This is a genomic window from Pontibacter populi, assembly GCF_019336435.1.
In the GTDB taxonomy this organism is placed as follows: Bacteria; Bacteroidota; Bacteroidia; order Cytophagales; family Hymenobacteraceae; genus Pontibacter; species Pontibacter humidus.
On record NZ_JAHWXQ010000001.1, the window covers coordinates 758,318 to 774,931 of the forward strand.

Below are 16,614 nucleotides of genomic sequence, written 5' to 3' on the forward strand. Positions count from 1 at the left end.
ACAAAACAACATTACACAAACAGGTAAATCTATTGGGTAAACCTAACATCGCCATACTTGGAGGTGATAGAAACAGCTGCTTTAGGCGAAGCTGTGCCAAACCGACCTTTATAGTCCGCAGAGGTATAGTCCTTTTCTATAGAGGTAAGATTAACCAGGTCTTTGTTAACCTTAAAGTCACCATACTGCACATTTACATCAAAATTAAAGGCAGAATTATCGGCAAAGTTCAGCGAAATCGGGATGTAGGTGCTTGCCAGCCTGATGTTACGGATACCGCTGCTGATATTATTTATCCGGAACGAACCATATTTCATATCCATGTTTATCTCTTCACCCAGCTTGCCTATAGTTAGTTCGCTGTATTTGCTAAAACCCTTCAGCTCTTTTGCTTCAGCCACATTCATATTAAAGTAAGCTACCTGCAGGTTTCCGCCGTTTATATAGCCGCAGCTACCAGAACCATACGTTAGTTTAAGGTTATTCTCTGCGTTGGCCATACGCTCGCTTTTAAAGTTGCCGTATTTCACATCAACATTTACCTTACCTTTCAGGGCTGCCAGGTACACATCGCCATACTTATTCTCTACAGTTAAGGCGTTAGCTTCGGGCATATAAATGGTATAGTTTATCTCTGATGAGCTTGGGCCCGACATGCGCGACTGATCGTAGACTGTTCTCAATAAGATCGTATTTCCTTCTCTCCCTTCTTCTACGTTCATGCGGTTCAGCATTTCGTTTACCTTACTTTCAGATCCGGCACGGGCAATCATATCTACCTTCACCTTAATCTCATTTTTGTTCCAGGTATTTACATGCACACGACCGAACCTATTGCTGATGTTCAGTATATCAGAACTATTAACCTTATAGGTTTTCTCGAAGGTCTTGCGCTTTTCGGCATCGTACTTAACACCGGCTGCGGGTTGTATTCTAACATCAGGCTGAATATGAGGTACAACTATAGTTCTTACATTCGGGATAACTATAGCTACAGCGCCATTAGGGCATGGCGCAGCCGGGGGTGTAGGTTGGGATGGTACTTCCGGCGCTTGGCGACCGAGTACCATAGCAGGTGCCATTACAAGCATAACAGCCAGGCAGCGTAAAGATCTATACATTAGTTTCATTGCTTAAAGGTTCTTCGGTTGTTGTTTGTTTTTGGAGTTTCTCAATTTTCTGGAGCACTTCCAGCTGGCGATTCAGCACTTCGATCCGTAGCTGCAGGTTCTGGATCATGGCGTTCATCACTTTATCAGAGTTAGGACTTGTTAGTAATTGCTGTTTAAGTTGGATGTAGCTGCTGTCGAGGCGGGCTATTTCACGGTCTATATCGCGTTTCTCATCCAAGCCGAGCACTTTCATGTCGTACTCGCTCAGTTCTTCGCGTTTGTCTTTCAGCTGACTGGTATAGTAGGCTTCTACTTCTACCAGTTCAGGGGCTATTTTATTAATTGCAGGTTGATTTACGGCGGCAATCGTATAGTTGCCCTCGGCTGTACGCTCCTTGGTTACCCACAGCGTAAGGCCGCAACCAATAAGCAGTAAAATAGCCGCAGCTACACGCATAAAAGCCATATTGCCACTAAAACTGAAGCTTTCACCAAAGCTGAACTTAATTACTTTGGTTGTCTCTTTGGGTTTTGCCGAAATCTCCTGACAGATCTCCTGCCAAAGCTCCGGCCGCGGCTCGTATACATCGAAATCATCCCGATGCTCGCCTACAAAATCTTTCAGTCTATCTTTCATTTTTGTTTTTGTTTGTTTTATCAGGCCGCAAAATGTGGCGCACTCATAATCTCCAGTAGTTTTTTCCGGGCTCTGCTGTACTGCGATTTAGAAGTAGATTCCGAAACGTTCAGTATCTCTCCTATCTCGGCGTGGTCGTAACCTTCCAGCAAGTATAAGCTCAGCACAACCCGGTACCCATCTGGCAATCGTTGTATGGCGCGGCGCACGTTTTCCACCTGCCATTCTGTGTCATTGTCTTCAGTTATGTCGTCAGCTACTTCGGCGGCTACACGTTCATCCATGGGCACCAACTCTGCACGGCGCTTCCGGATGGCATTGATAGAGGCATTAACCACTATCTTTTTTAGCCAGCTCCCGAACGAGGCTTCAGACTTATAGGCATGTAGGTTTTTAAAAGCGCTGATGAAGGCTTCCTGAAGTACATCTTCAGCTTCGGCGTAATCGTTAATGATGCGCATGCTCACGTTAAACATGGCCTTGGAGTATAGCTTGTATAGTTCGTACTGTGCCCGGTTGTCGCCACCCTTGCACCGTTCCACTATATGCTGGTTTACGTCCTGATAAGTAGATGTCTCCAAGTTACTCCAGTTTAGCTATTCTGTTTTTGTTACGTCATCCATGGCTTTGCCGCCTTCCCTCCTTCATTGCTTTCTCCCTACTTCCACACTAAAGACAAAAGCATTTACCGGGGGTTGCATCAAGTTGCAAAATTTTTCCTGATATTTCCCCGTTGCCCCGGCGCTACCTATAGTTTACCACCTTGCAGCACGGTATTCACAAAAAAGCCAGCCCTGTAGCAGGGCTGGCTTTACATATTTTAAGTCGCTTTTTTCGTTGGCGGATTCTTACACTATAAATCAGGCTATAGTTAGTCCATTATATCAAATTTGATACCTTGTGCCAATGGCAGTTCGCGGCTATAGTTTATCGTGTTGGTTTGGCGGCGCATGTAAATTCTCCAGGCATCAGAACCAGACTCGCGGCCACCACCTGTATCTTTCTCACCACCAAAAGCCCCACCAATCTCAGCACCCGATGTACCAATGTTTACGTTGGCAATACCACAGTCAGATCCCCAGTGTGCTAAAAATGCCTCTGTTTCCAGTAAGTTAGTTGAGAAGATAGAAGAAGACAAGCCCTGCTTCACGCCATTCTGTAACTCGATCGCATTCTCCACGTCGCCGCTGTATTTGATCAGGTAAAGAATCGGCGCAAAGGTTTCTTCCTGTACCATTTCGTAATGGTTCTCGGCCTCCACTATAGCTGGCGTTACATAGGTTCCTGTTTCGTAACCGGCACCTGACAATATCTCGCCACCTGTAAGTATGTTGCCACCTTCTTTCTTCACTGCTTCCAGTGCTTTGGTAAAGGCATTCACTGCATCTTTATCGATAAGCGGCCCCACCAGCGTCGTGCTATCCAGCGGATGGCCGATCGGTAATTTCGGATAAATTTTAAGCAGGCGGTCTTTTACCTGGTTATAGATGTTTTCGTGGATGATAAGGCGACGGGTAGAGGTACAACGCTGACCGCAGGTACCAACCGCACCAAATACGATTGCATTCAGCGCCATTTCCAGGTCGGCGTTCTCAGTAAGAATAATGGCGTTGTTACCACCAAGCTCCAGTAACGATTTACCTAAACGTGCTCCTACAGCTTCGCCAACTTTCTTGCCCATACGGGTAGAGCCTGTAGCCGAAACCAAAGGTATTCTGGTATCATTTGCCATTAAACTGCCAATTTCAGCATCGCCGATGATCACGTTAAAAACACCTTCCGGCAGATCGTTTTCAGCTAACACTTCTCTGATAATGTTTTGGCAGGCTATAGCTGCTAATGGCGCTTTTTCAGATGGCTTCCAGATCATCACGTCGCCGCAAACGCCACCAAGCATGGCATTCCAGCTCCAAACCGCCACCGGGAAGTTAAATGCTGAGATGATACCAACTATACCAAGCGGGTGGTATTGCTCGTACATGCGGTGCTGCGGACGCTCTGAATGCATGGTATAACCATGTAATTGGCGCGACAGACCAACTGCAAAATCGCAGATATCGATCATTTCCTGCACTTCGCCTAAGCCTTCCTGCAAAATTTTACCCATTTCGTAGCTCACCAGTTTGCCCAGTGCTTCCTTGTGCTCGCGCAGTTTATCTCCTATCTGGCGCACAATTTCGCCACGCTTTGGTGACGGCATGGTTCGCCAGGTTTTAAAAGCCTGCTGCGCTGTGGTTACCACCTGATCATAATCCTCGGCAGTTGCCATGTTCACTGTTGCAATCAGGCTACCATCTGCCGGCGAAAGAATATCGCGTGTGGTTCGGCCTTCTTTACCGCCCCACTCAAGGCCGGTGCTATAGGCAGGGTTAATTTCTTTTATGCCTAACTGGTGCAGCACATCGGCTAATTCCTGTTTTAGCGGCATTTCATCTATGGCTTGTTTCATAAGACTTTACTTTGTGGTTTTATAATAAGCTCTCCATTGATGATGGAAAGACTTTGATTTATAGTTCTGATTTAAAAAGAGGGTCTTTATACAAAGCTAAAAAATAAAAAAGCTTCTGCAAGGCTGCAGAAGCTTTCTATTGGTATTGTTAACGGTTTCTTAACCTTTACCGATCGGGTAGTAAGCTTTCAGACCATCCGGATATACACCTTCAATGTAAACTACACCGCCTTCAAAGCTTTTCAGGTGCTTTTCTACATCAGTCGGCTCGTTTACAGGGTATTTATCAATTCTGGTGATGATAAAGCCATCTTTAATACCTGTTTCGCGGAACTTGCTGTTACGAACACCAGATATTTTGGCTCCGCCATCTATACCCAGTTTGTTCATTTCCTGCTTTGTTACCGGCTCAAATGTAGCGCCATCAAATGTTACTGCTTTGGCAACGGCACGTTTGGTAATTTCTGTGCTGGAGTTCAGGTTCTTCAGCGTTACATTCGCTGATTTCTCCTTACCATTACGCAGGTACTGTACTTTTACTTTATCGCCAGGGCGGTAACGGGCCACCTGCTCCAGTAACTGCGACGATTTGTTAACATCCACGCCATTGATGGCCGTGATGATGTCGCCTTCCTGCAAACCAGCTTCTTTAGCGCCGCTGTTCTCTGTTACTTTAGCAATGTAAACACCATTCAGCGTTTTCAGGCCTTTTTCTTTCGCCAGTGCTGCATCAATTTCCTGAATGTTTGCTCCAAGCAATGCGCGTTGTACTTCACCATATTTCAGGAGATCATCTACTACTTTACTAACTATAGCAGATGGCACCGCAAACGAATAACCGGCAAAAGAACCTGTTTGGGAAGCAATGGCAGTATTGATACCTACCAGGTCACCGTTCAGGTTTACGAGTGCGCCACCAGAGTTACCAGGGTTTACGGCGGCATCTGTCTGTATAAACGACTCGATGGTCATATCCACCCCATTCTGAGCCATTTCGCGCTGGTTAGTGCGCAGTATATTAATGTTACGGCCTTTGGCGCTAACTATACCAGCTGTTACCGTAGAGGTCAGGTTCATTGGGTTACCAACGGCCAGTACCCACTCGCCTACCTGCAGGTCGTCGGAGTTACCATAACGGACAACCGGTAATTTATCAGCGTTTATTTTAAGCAGGGCCAAGTCTGTATTCGGGTCAGTACCAACAAGGGTGGCTTCAAACTTACGCTTATCGTCCAGCACTACTTCAATCTTATCAGCCCTATCGATTACGTGGTTATTGGTAACGATGTAGCCATTGGAGGCAACAATTACACCGGAGCCAGAACCCATTTGCGGGCCGCGGGGCACACGCTCACCAAAGCCATCACCAAAGAACTCGCGTAAAAACGGATCCATCGGGCTGCTATAGTTTTCTGATGAACGGACGCTGTACTCCGTCATAACGTGTACTACAGCTGGTGTTGATACCTGCGCAGCTTTAATAAAGTTAAGTCCTTCGGGTACCGAATTGGTGCTGCTGCGCATCTCGCTCGTGTAGCGAACGTTCGGGTACCGGGTGTCTTCCTGACTTGTATTTTGTTGATTGTCGTCTTCCAGCAGCTTATAGCTACCTACCGCAACACCACCACCCAATAAAGCAGAAAGTGTGAGGCCAACGATAAACTGTTTAGTCTTCATGTACAGAATAAGGTTTTAGGTTAATATAGTTTTAGATTAATATATAGGTATGACTATATTATATAGTAATAACGCTATTGTAGTATACGGTAGTATGCGGCGCTTGGCGAAGCATGTTACCTAAGTTATAAACAACAAAAAAGAGGCCAAAGTTTTTTAGCCTCTTTTTTGTTGATAGTTCTTTATCAGGCTTCTACAGCTTTACCGTTCTCTGTAGTTTTAGCCTTTTTAGGTTTTATAGTTGTAGCCTCATCCCGGTCATCTTCCGATGCTATGGTGATCTGGCGCTTCATGGTCTTATGCTCATCTTTCGGAACAGTCACCATCAATATGCCATTTTCCATTCGGGCTTTTATCTTATCAGGATTCACGTTGTCTGGCAGGTAGAAGGTGCGGTTAAAAGTACCGTACTGTGTTTCCAGCATCTGGTAACGGCGGCCATCACCTTCGCTCTTCTCAAATCTGCGCTCTCCTGTTATAGTTAGTCTACCTTCCTGAAAATCAATGCTTACATCTTCTTTTCGGATACCCGGCAGCGCTACTTCAATTTCATAGCCATTCTGGGTTTCGCAGGCATCTACGTGCGGTGTAAAGCTGCTTAAACCTTTTGAGTTTACAGACTCATTAAAGAATCTGTCTAACATAGAACTGAACGACTGAGGCATGTTGTTTTCCATGCCTGTATACCTGTTAAGTGCCATAGTTACCTCCTTTTTATAGTTTGTTTTATAGTTCTTTAAGCTATTTACAACTATAGGACAGTAAAAAATGTGCCAACAGAATAATCCTTAAGTTTCCTGAAAGATTGTCACAATTTAAACTAACAGTAAACTTAACTACCTGACTATTTTGCAGTTAACCGACCACTAGTAAGTAATACTGGCAGTTTGCGGTGTGCGGTTTAGAGTATATTTAATCTCCAGGCCAACTACAGGTATGATGCGGTTACGTTTCGTAGTATAACCCTCCTGCAGCAGTTGTCCGTCTTCATCGTATTCGGGTGGCACCATGACGTAGTAGCGATCTGTCTGTCGCATAAAGTAAGGGTTAATGCGTAGCTTTTCGGTAAGCTCATAGTTCAGGCTCAGGCGCAGGCGGGTGCGGTCTACAAAACGTTTCTCCTCGTTTTCATCTTCTTCTTTCCCGAATTCAGAAACAAGCAGCGCCTCGTAGCTCAGAGATGGAGTTATAAATTTGTTCTTTAACGGCAGTCGCTTGCCCAGTTCACCAGTCAGCCTGAAGTTGCCAAATGCTTCCATTTCGTCCTGAATTACATACTCAAATAGTAGTTGCTTGTTAAAGTATAAGCCTTTCATGTTACCATTATGCCTGATAAACGGCGACAGGAAAAACGCTTCTGGAAAGTTCTCAGCGGCATAACGAACTATAGCGCCGCCGCGCCAGTGCTCCGAAAAGGTATGTTCATAGCCCAGGCTAAATTCAATGCGCTCAAAGTTGCTTAGCACCCCGGAGTCGTCGAGGTCGTTGTAGCGGCTGTCGGTGTTAATGTGGTATTGATTCTGCAGAAACAGCATGCCTTCATCTCCTATCCCGGCGCTCAGTTGTAGTTCCGGCCAAAGCGTAGTTGGCAATGTAAGTTTACTTTGTGCCTGCGTTAGCAGCGGCAACAGAAACAGGAGTATGAGGAGTTGTTTTTTCATCCGGGTTTTAGCAGCAATTAAAGTACATAACCACTTTTTGTAACGCTTTGGAATAAGCTATCCAGCGCCCATCTTCTTTACCTAAAAGGTAGTAAAAGCCAATACTGTTCGAGTCACTTTTTATATCATCCCAGGCAGCTTTATCTGCATAGTAAGGGTCAAATTCCATTCCCGAATGTATAGCTGGAGTTGCAAAATTCTTTTCGTCAAAGAAGGTGTCGATGCGGTTCAGGATAAAACTATCCCATTCTGCCGGACTTGCATTTTCCGGCAGGTCATAATTTATCAGGTCGATGGCATCAAACTTTTCCTGGTACAAAAGCTCACCTTTGCTGCTACGGATCTCAAAAGTTACGTTTGCTGTCTGTACTGAATCGCCTTCCAGTGTAACTATAAATGTGTCTTTGGTTGCCGGGTCAGAGAAAGCATGTTGCGTTTCCGTTTGCTTTATAATGTTGCGGCTTATTACCTTCTGCGCTTTCGTTTCTTCCTTACGTTCTTTTGAAGTACACGCAAGCAGCAACATACATACACTTAAAACCAGCAGCTTTTTCATACTTATAGTTTAAGACTTCAACTCCTGCAGAGCCACGAAAGCCATCAGGCCAATACTTGTTTCCAAGGCAGTTTCATCAATATCAAACGTTGGCGTATGCACGCCTGATATAATACCTCGGGCTTCGTTGCGGGTACCCAGGCGGTAAAAGCAAGCTGGTACTTCCTGCGAGTAGTACGCAAAATCTTCCGCCCCCATCCATAAGTCAAGATCCACAACGTTCTCTTCGCCTAAATATAGTTCAGCAGCTGCACGTGTTCTGCCAGTTAATTCAGGGTCGTTTTGCAGGAACGGATAGCCGTTTTTAATATCAATCTCGCAGCTGCCACCCATACTCTCGCAAAGGCTTTCGGCCAGTTTCTTTATTTTCTGATGCGCCTCTTTTCGCCATACTTCGTTCATCGTCCGGAAAGTGCCTTCTATCTTCACCTCATTCGGAATTACGTTAGTAGCACCTTTTGCTTCTATCTTCCCAAACGATAGCACTGTCGGGGTTTTCGGGCTGGCGTGGCGGCTCACGATCTGCTGCAACGCAACTATAAGATGTGCTGAAATAAGTACTGGATCAATGTTCATTTCGGGCATGGCCGCATGACCGCCTTTGCCTTTAACAGTGATATAGATCTCATCAGCGCTGGCCATATACATTCCTGACCTGAAGCCCACTTTACCAGTTGGCAACAACGGAAACACATGCTGCCCGATAATACCTTCCGGCGCCGGGTTCTGCAACACGCCTTCTTTTATCATGATAGAAGCACCACCCGGAAATTTCTCTTCGCCCGGCTGAAATACCAGCTTTATAGTTCCTTCAAACTCCTCACGCAGTTCCTGCAAAATACGCGCGGCTCCCAGCAACGACGCTGTGTGCACATCGTGGCCACAGGCATGCATCACTCCCTCGTTCTTCGATCTATAGTCTACTTCATTGGCTTCAACTATAGGCAGGGCATCCAGATCGGCGCGTAAGGCTATTGTTTTTTTCTCAGGGTTCTTCCCTTTTATCAAAGCAACTAAACCCGTTTCTGCCATAGTTTCAGCAACTATACCATAGCTTCCCAGCGTCTGTTTTACATAAGCTGCTGTGTTATACTCTTCAAAACTGAGTTCCGGATTGGCGTGTATATGGCGGCGCACCTGCACTGTGTCAGGCGCATAGGTTTTTGCCAGTTCTTTTATTTTATCTGCTTTGTTCATGTGTTCTGTTTGATGTCGGGAAAGTACAAACCCACCCCTTGCCCCTCCCGAGAGGGGAATTCTTCTTACCTTTTGCTGACTCGGATTTGTAATCCGACTAGGCCAGAGGCCCAACTATAGTTCGTCACGAGCGTGGACGCTCGCGCCATAATTAGATTCCTTCTACTAAAGGTAGCAAAAATAAAAAACGTTGCGAACCTGAGTGGCTGCAACGTTTCATTTATAGTTTATAAAGTAATTCTTACTTGATATTGATCTGTTCCTGCACAATCTGCGCATTAGGGATCAGGTCTGAAATCTGGTTAAGTACCTGCTGCGCTTCTAACCTGCTGAAAAAATCGCCAACCTTTAGCCTGAAATTTGGCTGATTGTAGGTCAGGTAATCTTTTACTTCAGGCACCCGTCTTGCAATAGACTTACGAAGGTCCATCACTGTTTGTCTTTCAGAACCATTATAAGCCAGAATTCTGTACCCCTGGGCGTACTTTATGTTCTTATTTACGCTCGCTACAGTGTCCATCAGCACGGCAACTTTGTCGTTTACGTGGTGTGTGGGTTCTACGCGTGCTGTAGTTGTGGCAGTTTCAGCAGCCGGATAAGTCGGGCGGTAAACACTCAGGTCTTCCACTACTTTATCTTTGCCACCAGACTTTACAGCTTTATCCGAAGAGCTTTTTGCCGACGATGACGCACAGCCTGATGCAATAACTATAGTTAGCGAGAGTAAAAAACTAACGATTCTGTTCATGGGAAACAATTTGGATACTGGCAGAGCAACCTAACCTGTCGGCGCCCGCCTTGATTAACGCCTGCGCATCTTCGAATGTTCTGATGCCGCCGGCCGCTTTAATTTTAATGTGAGAAGGCAGTACGCGGCGCATCAGCTCTATATGTTCTACCGTTGCACCTTTTGCCGCAAAGCCTGTCGAGGTTTTCACGTAATCCACACCTGCGTTTACACAAAGCTCGCAGGCCTTTACAATTTCTTCCTCTGTAAGCAGCGCTGTTTCAATAATCACTTTCAGTTCTGCTTCTTTTAAATGGCAAAACTTAGCCAGTTCGCTCAGTTCATTTTCTACATCGCTGAACTTACCAGACTTAAAAGCTGAAATGTTGATCACCACATCTATTTCATCTGCGCCGTCAGCAATAGCCTGGTGCGTTTCCAGGAACTTAACTTTTGGGTGGTTGTAACCCAACGGAAAACCAACTACTGTCGCCACTTTTACACCAGAGCCGGCCAGGCGCTCTTTTGAGGCAGCAACATAGCAAGGCGGTATACAAACAGCTGCAAAACTATAGTTACGGGCCTCATCGCATAGTTGTAATACCTGTGCTTCGGTTGCGTCAGGTTTTAGTATGGTGTGGTCTATATAAGAAGCAAGATTTCCTGCCATAGTGTTAGACGTTAAACAAAGGCCGAAAGACTGACGCTTAAGGCCTCTTCAGATTTAAATAAACATAAAGCAGCCACTAATTTAGGTTAGTGGCTGCAGCATTTTTAGTCTTCAATTATTATACAGCGGTTATGCAGCAGGTCGTCTTCTACGGTTTTGTATTTAACGTCCTTCACTACACGGCCATCCGTATACTGTACGCTTACGCGGTCGTTACGTCCGGCTACTTTTTGTGAGTGTACCGGCATAATCTTTTCAGGCTCCGGAGCTGGCATAGATGTGTGGCCAGACTGGTTCTCAAGCGATGAATGCACTTCCTGTTTCTGCTCTTTTAGTACCGGTGGCTTTGGAGCCATTGGCGGCCTAACCGGCTGCTGAACCTGCTCTGGTGCCTGCACCGGTATAAATGCATGGAAAAGGAACGCTATAGTTTCTTCGTTCACCTTACCGATCATGCGCTTAAACAGCTCAAACGACTCAAACTTATAGATCAACAACGGATCTTTCTGTTCGTAAACCGCATTCTGCACACTTTGCTTCAGGTCGTCCATCTGGCGCAGGTGGTCTGTCCAGGCTTGGTCTATAGTTCCCAGTGTAATCAGTTTCTCCATAGCACGGAGCAGCTCCATGCCATGCGACTCGTACGTTTTGGTCAGGTTAGCAACTGCCGCAAGCTGGCGTTTGCCATCCGTAAATGGTACCGCTACGTTCTCAATCATCGGTCCACGGTTTGCATGGATGTCTGAAATGATCGGGTATGCGTGGTCAGCAACCTGCTTGTTACGGGCCAGGTAATGGTTTAGTGCCTCGTTGTATAAACGCTCCACCAACAGGTTAGCCTGTCCGGACTTGAACTCGTTTTCTGTGATAGCAGACTCGATACCAAACACACGCAATACATGCAACTGGAAGTTTTCGTAATCGCTGATGTTCTTATAGCTCACGATCACATCTTCACTGATATCATAGATCATGTTCCAGATATCCAGTTCCAGGCGCTCGCCGTAAAGGGCGTTTCTGCGGCGTTTGTAAACCACTTCACGCTGTGCGTTCATCACGTCATCGTATTCTAGCAAACGCTTACGCTGTCCGAAGTTGTTCTCTTCTACTTTCTTCTGCGCACGCTCAATTGAGTTTGTGATCATCGAGTGCTGAATTACTTCACCTTCTTCCAGACCCATGCGGTCCATCAGGCGGGCAATTCTGTCAGAACCGAACAAACGCATCAGGTTATCTTCCAGTGATACAAAGAACTGCGAAGAACCCGGGTCACCCTGGCGACCTGCACGACCACGCAACTGGCGGTCTACACGGCGCGACTCGTGGCGCTCTGTACCGATAATGGCCAGACCACCGGCAGCTTTAGATTCTGGTGCCAGCTTAATGTCGGTACCACGACCAGCCATGTTGGTAGCTATAGTTACGGTGCTTGGCTTACCAGCTTCAGCCACAATTTCGGCTTCTTTCTGGTGCATTTTAGCGTTCAGTACCTGGTGCTTAATCTTACGCAGCGTAAGCATACGGCTCAGTAACTCCGAAATTTCAACGGAAGTTGTACCTACCAGTACCGGGCGACCAGCTTCTGTTAGCGCAACAATTTCGTCAGCAACTGCATTATATTTCTCACGAACAGTTTTGTAAACTTTGTCGTGCTCATCTTTTCTTGAGATTACCCGGTTAGTAGGAATTACTACCACGTCCAGTTTGTAGATATCCCAGAACTCGCCTGCTTCTGTTTCGGCAGTACCCGTCATACCAGACAGTTTGTGGTACATACGGAAGTAGTTCTGCAGCGTAACCGTAGCGTAAGTCTGTGTGGCATCTTCTACCTTCACGTTCTCTTTCGCTTCAATGGCCTGGTGCAAACCGTCAGAATAACGACGGCCTTCCATTACACGACCTGTCTGCTCATCTACAATCTTTACCTTGTTATCTGGTGTAACGATATACTCAGTGTCCTTTTCGAACAGCGTATAAGCCTTCAGTAACTGGTTTATAGTATGGATACGCTTCGATTTCTCCTGGAAATCTGCGATCAGGTGCTCTTTAGCCTGCAGTAGTTCTTCGTGAGAAAGCGATTTATCGTTCTCCAGGTTAGCGATCTCTGTACCGATGTCCGGCATAATGAAGAAGTTTGGATCTTCACCCTGGCCTGTGATCAGGTCTACGCCTTGTTCGGTCAGCTCTATCTGGTTATGCTTCTCATCAATTGTAAAGTATAGCGGCTCATCGGCTTCCGGCATCATACGGGAGTTATCCTGCAGGTAGTGGTTCTCTACTTTCTGCATAATGGCACGGTTACCTGTCTCGCTCAGGAACTTGATCAAAGGCTTGCTCTTAGGCAGACCACGATACGCTCTGAAAAGGGCAAGTCCGCCTTCTTTATCATTACCTTCCTTAATAAGGCGCTTGGCTTCTGTCAGGAAGTTATTTACAACTTTACGTTGCGCCTCTACCAGCATCGAAATGCGTGGCTTCAGGATATGGAACTCGTGCTCATCGCCACGCGGCACCGGGCCGGAAATGATTAATGGCGTACGGGCATCGTCAATCAATACAGAGTCAACCTCATCGACCATGGCGTAATGGTGCTTGCGCTGTACCAGGTCCTGTGGCTCACGGCTCATGTTATCGCGAAGGTAGTCGAAGCCGAACTCGTTGTTTGTACCGTAAGTAATATCTGCTTTGTAAGCGTTGCGGCGGGCTTCAGAGTTTGGCTGGTGCTTGTCTATACAGTCGATGGTAATGCCATGGAACTCGAACAAAGGCGCCATCCACTCAGAGTCACGACGGGCAAGGTAATCGTTAACGGTTACTACGTGCACGCCACGGCCGGATAGTGCATTCAGGTAAGCTGGCAGTGTTGCTACCAATGTTTTACCTTCACCTGTCGCCATCTCGGCAATTTTACCCTGGTGCAGCACTATACCACCTATCAGCTGTACATCGTAATGCAGCATTTCCCAGGTTATCTCGTTGCCGGCAGCTTCCCATTTGTTCGCCCAGATCGCTTTATCGCCATCCAGTTGTACGTTTGGTTTACGGGCAGCCAGGGCACGGTCCATGTCGTTAGCGGTAACTACCAGCTGGCCGTTCTCTTTCCAGCGGCGGGCAGTTTCTTTCACTACAGCAAAGCCAACAGGCAGCACTTCCATCAGCACTACTTCCAGGTCTTTGTTGCGTTGCTTTTCCAGCTCATCTATCTCCGAGAAAATAGCTTCTTTCTGAACAATGTTCAGTTCCGGCTCGTCAGCCACACGCTTGTGCAGGGCTGCAATTTTGTCGTCAATAGATTTCAGTCGCTCGTTAATTATCCCTCTTATCTCAACTGTTTTATGGCGCAGCTGGTCATCCGTAAGGTTAGTTAATTTTGCGTACTCCTCATTAACCTTAGATACATAAGGTAATACCTCTTTTATATCTTTGTCGGACTTGGTTCCGAATAGTTTCGCAACGGTTTTACCGAAAAAATCAAACATCTGTGTCGGTTGTTCTTAAATGAAATTCTTTGCTTACAATATGTCAAAAATAAGCTGTTTTTCTGACATATCGAATGTCTGTACTAAAACAATACCATAAAAATACCCACATAGGTTATCTGCCATATTTACCGGAAAAGTATAAGGGTTTTACTATCTATAGTTGAAACGGCCAAATAACTCTGACAGAACAGGTATGGTTAATTGTTGGATGGTTAGATTGTTGTTTGTTGTGATGTGGAAACTATAGCCTTATACGTTGTCCTATCCATCTCAAACCTGATCTCTCCACTTTGTGTAATGCCTGTTTGCTCCCAGCCAGCTTTGCGGTAAAAGGTTTCTGCTCTTGTCCCGGGCCCGGTAGAGAGCCATAGTTTATCAACTCCCAGTTCAAAGCTATAGTTCAGCATCAGATCGTGCAGCTTCCGGCCTATGCCTTTTTTGTCATGGTCAGGGTCAACAAATAACGCCCAGATGTTCGCATCCGAAAAGTCAACTATAGTAAAGCCAACTATAGTTTCGGCTACTTCGCAAACCCAGCCTGCTCCCTTCTCTTCCAGCATCTGCCTGTAATCTTCAGCGGTAACCCGACCCGGATCAGAAAGAACATTCTCCTTCACAACCATCCGCACCCGCGACATCCCAGTGATATCCGCTAAAGTTGCCTTTCTGAATAACATGATGCTATGCGTCCTGATGTGTATGGAAGATTCGCTGCATTTCTACTACATTCTCCCAGCCGTCAGGCGTCAGAAACCATTCTTTGCGAATACCTACCTGCTCAAAACCACTTTTAGTAAAAAGATTTATACTTGGCAGATTGGTAGCTGTAACAGAACAGTATACCTGGTGGAGCCTGAGCGTATTCCGACAGTAGTTAAGTAATAATTTCAACGCATCGGCAGCATGACCATTCCCGCGATGTTCTTCTGTAATAACGATGCCTATGCCCGCACGGCGGTGCAAGGGGTCAAAATCATATAAGTCAATGGCTCCTATAGTTTGCGCTTCTGCGTTACAGATAATGAGCCGGAGTTGCTTGACAGTATAGATGTCCAGCGCAGCATTTTCGAGGTATTGCTCCAGCACAAATTTGGAGTAAGGTGTAAGCGTGTTGCCTACATGCCACACGGTAGTATCGTTTTCTAAAGAATACAGGAAATCCAGGTCGGCAGGCTCGAGGGCACGCAGGTATGTTTGGTCTGTTTTCAGGAACACAGGGTCTATAGTTGATGCTTTTCTCAAGGTATAAAAAAGAAAGACTTCCAACAATTTATAGTTGCTGAAAGTCTTGTTTTATAGTTAGGGATAAGGTTTGCCTGCTGTAGTTATCACCCCCTACCCCCTTCAAAGGGGGACACCCAATAATGCTTAAATCTAAAGTTGAATTACGTTACCAGAGAAAGTCCCCCTTTGAAGGGGGAAGGGGGATGATTTACGATTGCAGACAACTTTTGCTAATAAGATATACTGCCAGTTTGAGCGTAGCGGTAATTGGTGGTTAGGTTTGGCAGCCAGTTTGCAACTGGCGTCCTCCAGAACTATAGTATAGTTTCGCCAGTTACAGACTGGCTCCATATTTAGCCACAAGTTGCGCTGACGCTAAACTTGCGGCATTAAATACCATAGTTTCCTATAGTTTAAACAATAACAGTACCAGTGAACACCTGCTTGGCTGGTCCGATCAAATAAATGTATTTAAAGCCGTCGTTGCCTGATCTTTCAAAAGCTACTTCCAGTTCGCCGCCCAATACCTTTACTTTTACCGGGCTTTGCATGCCTTCCAAACCGGCCATTAATGCTGCAGCTGTTACACCCGTTCCACATGATAAGGTCTCGTCTTCCACACCGCGCTCGTAGGTGCGAACAAAAATCTCGTTTTCGCCTGTTTTCTGCACAAAGTTTACGTTAGTGCCAACTGCTGCAAAACGGTCGTTGTACCGAATAGCGCGGCCTTCTGCAAATACATCAACACTTTGCACATCATCTACGAAACGGATATAGTGTGGCGAGCCGGTGTTCAGGTAATAATCTTCCCCTATTCTTTCCACGCCCTGGACATCGTTCATCTTTAACTGTATCAGGTCCCGCTCTATATTTGCCTGGTGCTCACCATCAGCTGCTAAAAAGCAGGCTACGTCTTCTATCACACCCAGCTGGCGCGCAAAACGAACAGTGCAGCGTGCGCCGTTTCCGCACATAGAGCCCACACGGCCATCGGCGTTATAGTACACCATCTCGAAATCATAGTCCGGGTGGTCCTGTAATAATATTAATCCGTCGGCGCCAACACCCACGCGGCGGTCGCAAAGGTGTTTTACCAACACTTCGTTCTCCCCCGGGAAGGTCATTTTCCGGTTGTCGATCATCACGAAATCGTTGCCGGTGCCCTGGTATTTATAAAAACTGATTGCCATGTATCTGAAACAATTAAAACAGCTGGTTCGTG

The 16,614-nt window shown here is 46.1% G+C and carries 15 protein-coding genes; all 15 read right to left on the reverse strand.

Translation table 11 applies throughout. The annotated features are described in order from the left end of the window. Positions 1 to 29: 29 nt before the first annotated feature. Positions 30 to 1,121 carry a DUF4097 family beta strand repeat-containing protein gene (locus KYK27_RS03150; RefSeq protein ID WP_199108593.1) on the reverse strand — a complete coding sequence of 364 codons (1,092 nt, stop codon included), beginning with the start codon at positions 1,119 to 1,121 and terminating at the stop codon, positions 30 to 32. After that, positions 1,114 to 1,749 carry a hypothetical protein gene (locus tag KYK27_RS03155; RefSeq protein ID WP_199108594.1) on the reverse strand — a complete coding sequence of 212 codons (636 nt, stop codon included), beginning with the start codon at positions 1,747 to 1,749 and terminating at the stop codon, positions 1,114 to 1,116. Before KYK27_RS03155 ends, KYK27_RS03150 begins: the two co-directional genes overlap by 8 nt. A 20-nt stretch (positions 1,750 to 1,769) precedes the next feature. After that, positions 1,770 to 2,330, reverse strand: coding sequence for an RNA polymerase sigma factor (locus KYK27_RS03160; RefSeq protein ID WP_199108595.1), 561 nt, complete (start codon positions 2,328 to 2,330; stop codon positions 1,770 to 1,772). Positions 2,331 to 2,620: 290 nt separating this feature from the next. Beyond that, a complete protein-coding gene (locus KYK27_RS03165) occupies positions 2,621 to 4,198 on the reverse strand; it encodes an aldehyde dehydrogenase family protein (protein WP_199108596.1) in 1,578 nt (525 codons plus the stop codon). Between the two features lie 159 nt (positions 4,199 to 4,357). Further along, positions 4,358 to 5,875: a Do family serine endopeptidase gene (locus KYK27_RS03170; RefSeq protein WP_199108597.1), complete on the reverse strand. Its 1,518-nt coding sequence runs from the start codon at positions 5,873 to 5,875 to the stop codon at positions 4,358 to 4,360. A 185-nt stretch (positions 5,876 to 6,060) separates the two neighbouring features. After that, a complete protein-coding gene (locus KYK27_RS03175) occupies positions 6,061 to 6,576 on the reverse strand; it encodes an Hsp20/alpha crystallin family protein (RefSeq protein WP_199108598.1) in 516 nt (171 codons plus the stop codon). A 165-nt stretch (positions 6,577 to 6,741) separates the two neighbouring features. Beyond that, on the reverse strand, positions 6,742 to 7,536 hold the full coding sequence (locus KYK27_RS03180; protein WP_199108599.1) for a DUF2490 domain-containing protein: 795 nt from the start codon (positions 7,534 to 7,536) through the stop codon (positions 6,742 to 6,744). A gap of 7 nt (positions 7,537 to 7,543) precedes the next feature. After that, positions 7,544 to 8,092 carry a hypothetical protein gene (locus KYK27_RS03185; protein ID WP_199108600.1) on the reverse strand — a complete coding sequence of 183 codons (549 nt, stop codon included), beginning with the start codon at positions 8,090 to 8,092 and terminating at the stop codon, positions 7,544 to 7,546. 9 nt (positions 8,093 to 8,101) lie between these two features. Beyond that, positions 8,102 to 9,289 carry a M20 family metallopeptidase gene (locus KYK27_RS03190; RefSeq protein ID WP_199108601.1) on the reverse strand — a complete coding sequence of 396 codons (1,188 nt, stop codon included), beginning with the start codon at positions 9,287 to 9,289 and terminating at the stop codon, positions 8,102 to 8,104. A gap of 241 nt (positions 9,290 to 9,530) precedes the next feature. After that, complete coding sequence (locus KYK27_RS03195) at positions 9,531 to 10,037, reverse strand: sporulation protein (protein WP_199108602.1); 507 nt, start codon at positions 10,035 to 10,037, stop codon at positions 9,531 to 9,533. Next, positions 10,021 to 10,686 (reverse strand): deoxyribose-phosphate aldolase, encoded by a 666-nt coding sequence (gene deoC / locus KYK27_RS03200; protein WP_199108603.1) that lies wholly within the window; start codon positions 10,684 to 10,686, stop codon positions 10,021 to 10,023. The genes KYK27_RS03195 and deoC overlap by 17 nt, the downstream gene beginning before the upstream one ends. A gap of 104 nt (positions 10,687 to 10,790) precedes the next feature. Continuing rightward, the gene (secA, locus tag KYK27_RS03205; protein ID WP_199108604.1) at positions 10,791 to 14,165 is read right to left on the reverse strand and encodes a preprotein translocase subunit SecA; all 3,375 of its coding nucleotides are present in this window, start codon (positions 14,163 to 14,165) and stop codon (positions 10,791 to 10,793) included. Between the two features lie 215 nt (positions 14,166 to 14,380). Beyond that, positions 14,381 to 14,845 carry a GNAT family N-acetyltransferase gene (locus KYK27_RS03210; RefSeq protein WP_199108605.1) on the reverse strand — a complete coding sequence of 155 codons (465 nt, stop codon included), beginning with the start codon at positions 14,843 to 14,845 and terminating at the stop codon, positions 14,381 to 14,383. Between the two features lie 4 nt (positions 14,846 to 14,849). Next, a complete protein-coding gene (locus KYK27_RS03215) occupies positions 14,850 to 15,410 on the reverse strand; it encodes a GNAT family N-acetyltransferase (protein ID WP_233150226.1) in 561 nt (186 codons plus the stop codon). Between the two features lie 395 nt (positions 15,411 to 15,805). After that, positions 15,806 to 16,582: a diaminopimelate epimerase gene (gene dapF, locus KYK27_RS03220; RefSeq protein WP_199108606.1), complete on the reverse strand. Its 777-nt coding sequence runs from the start codon at positions 16,580 to 16,582 to the stop codon at positions 15,806 to 15,808. Between the last annotated feature and the right edge of the window lie 32 nt (positions 16,583 to 16,614).

Excerpts from the sequence above, each read along its gene's own strand:
- KYK27_RS03150 (WP_199108593.1), bottom strand. The coding sequence starts at position 1,121 with ATGTATAGATCTTTACGCTGCCTGGCTGTTATGCTTGTAATGGCACCT.
- KYK27_RS03155 (WP_199108594.1), bottom strand. The coding sequence starts at position 1,749 with ATGAAAGATAGACTGAAAGATTTTGTAGGCGAGCATCGGGATGATTTC.
- KYK27_RS03165 (WP_199108596.1), bottom strand. The coding sequence starts at position 4,198 with ATGAAACAAGCCATAGATGAAATGCCGCTAAAACAGGAATTAGCCGAT.
- KYK27_RS03170 (WP_199108597.1), bottom strand. The coding sequence starts at position 5,875 with ATGAAGACTAAACAGTTTATCGTTGGCCTCACACTTTCTGCTTTATTG.
- KYK27_RS03175 (WP_199108598.1), bottom strand. The coding sequence starts at position 6,576 with ATGGCACTTAACAGGTATACAGGCATGGAAAACAACATGCCTCAGTCG.
- KYK27_RS03180 (WP_199108599.1), bottom strand. The coding sequence starts at position 7,536 with ATGAAAAAACAACTCCTCATACTCCTGTTTCTGTTGCCGCTGCTAACG.
- KYK27_RS03185 (WP_199108600.1), bottom strand. The coding sequence starts at position 8,092 with ATGAAAAAGCTGCTGGTTTTAAGTGTATGTATGTTGCTGCTTGCGTGT.
- KYK27_RS03190 (WP_199108601.1), bottom strand. The coding sequence starts at position 9,289 with ATGAACAAAGCAGATAAAATAAAAGAACTGGCAAAAACCTATGCGCCT.
- KYK27_RS03195 (WP_199108602.1), bottom strand. The coding sequence starts at position 10,037 with ATGAACAGAATCGTTAGTTTTTTACTCTCGCTAACTATAGTTATTGCA.
- deoC (WP_199108603.1), bottom strand. The coding sequence starts at position 10,686 with ATGGCAGGAAATCTTGCTTCTTATATAGACCACACCATACTAAAACCT.
- secA (WP_199108604.1), bottom strand. The coding sequence starts at position 14,165 with ATGTTTGATTTTTTCGGTAAAACCGTTGCGAAACTATTCGGAACCAAG.
- KYK27_RS03210 (WP_199108605.1), bottom strand. The coding sequence starts at position 14,845 with ATGTTATTCAGAAAGGCAACTTTAGCGGATATCACTGGGATGTCGCGG.
- dapF (WP_199108606.1), bottom strand. The coding sequence starts at position 16,582 with ATGGCAATCAGTTTTTATAAATACCAGGGCACCGGCAACGATTTCGTG.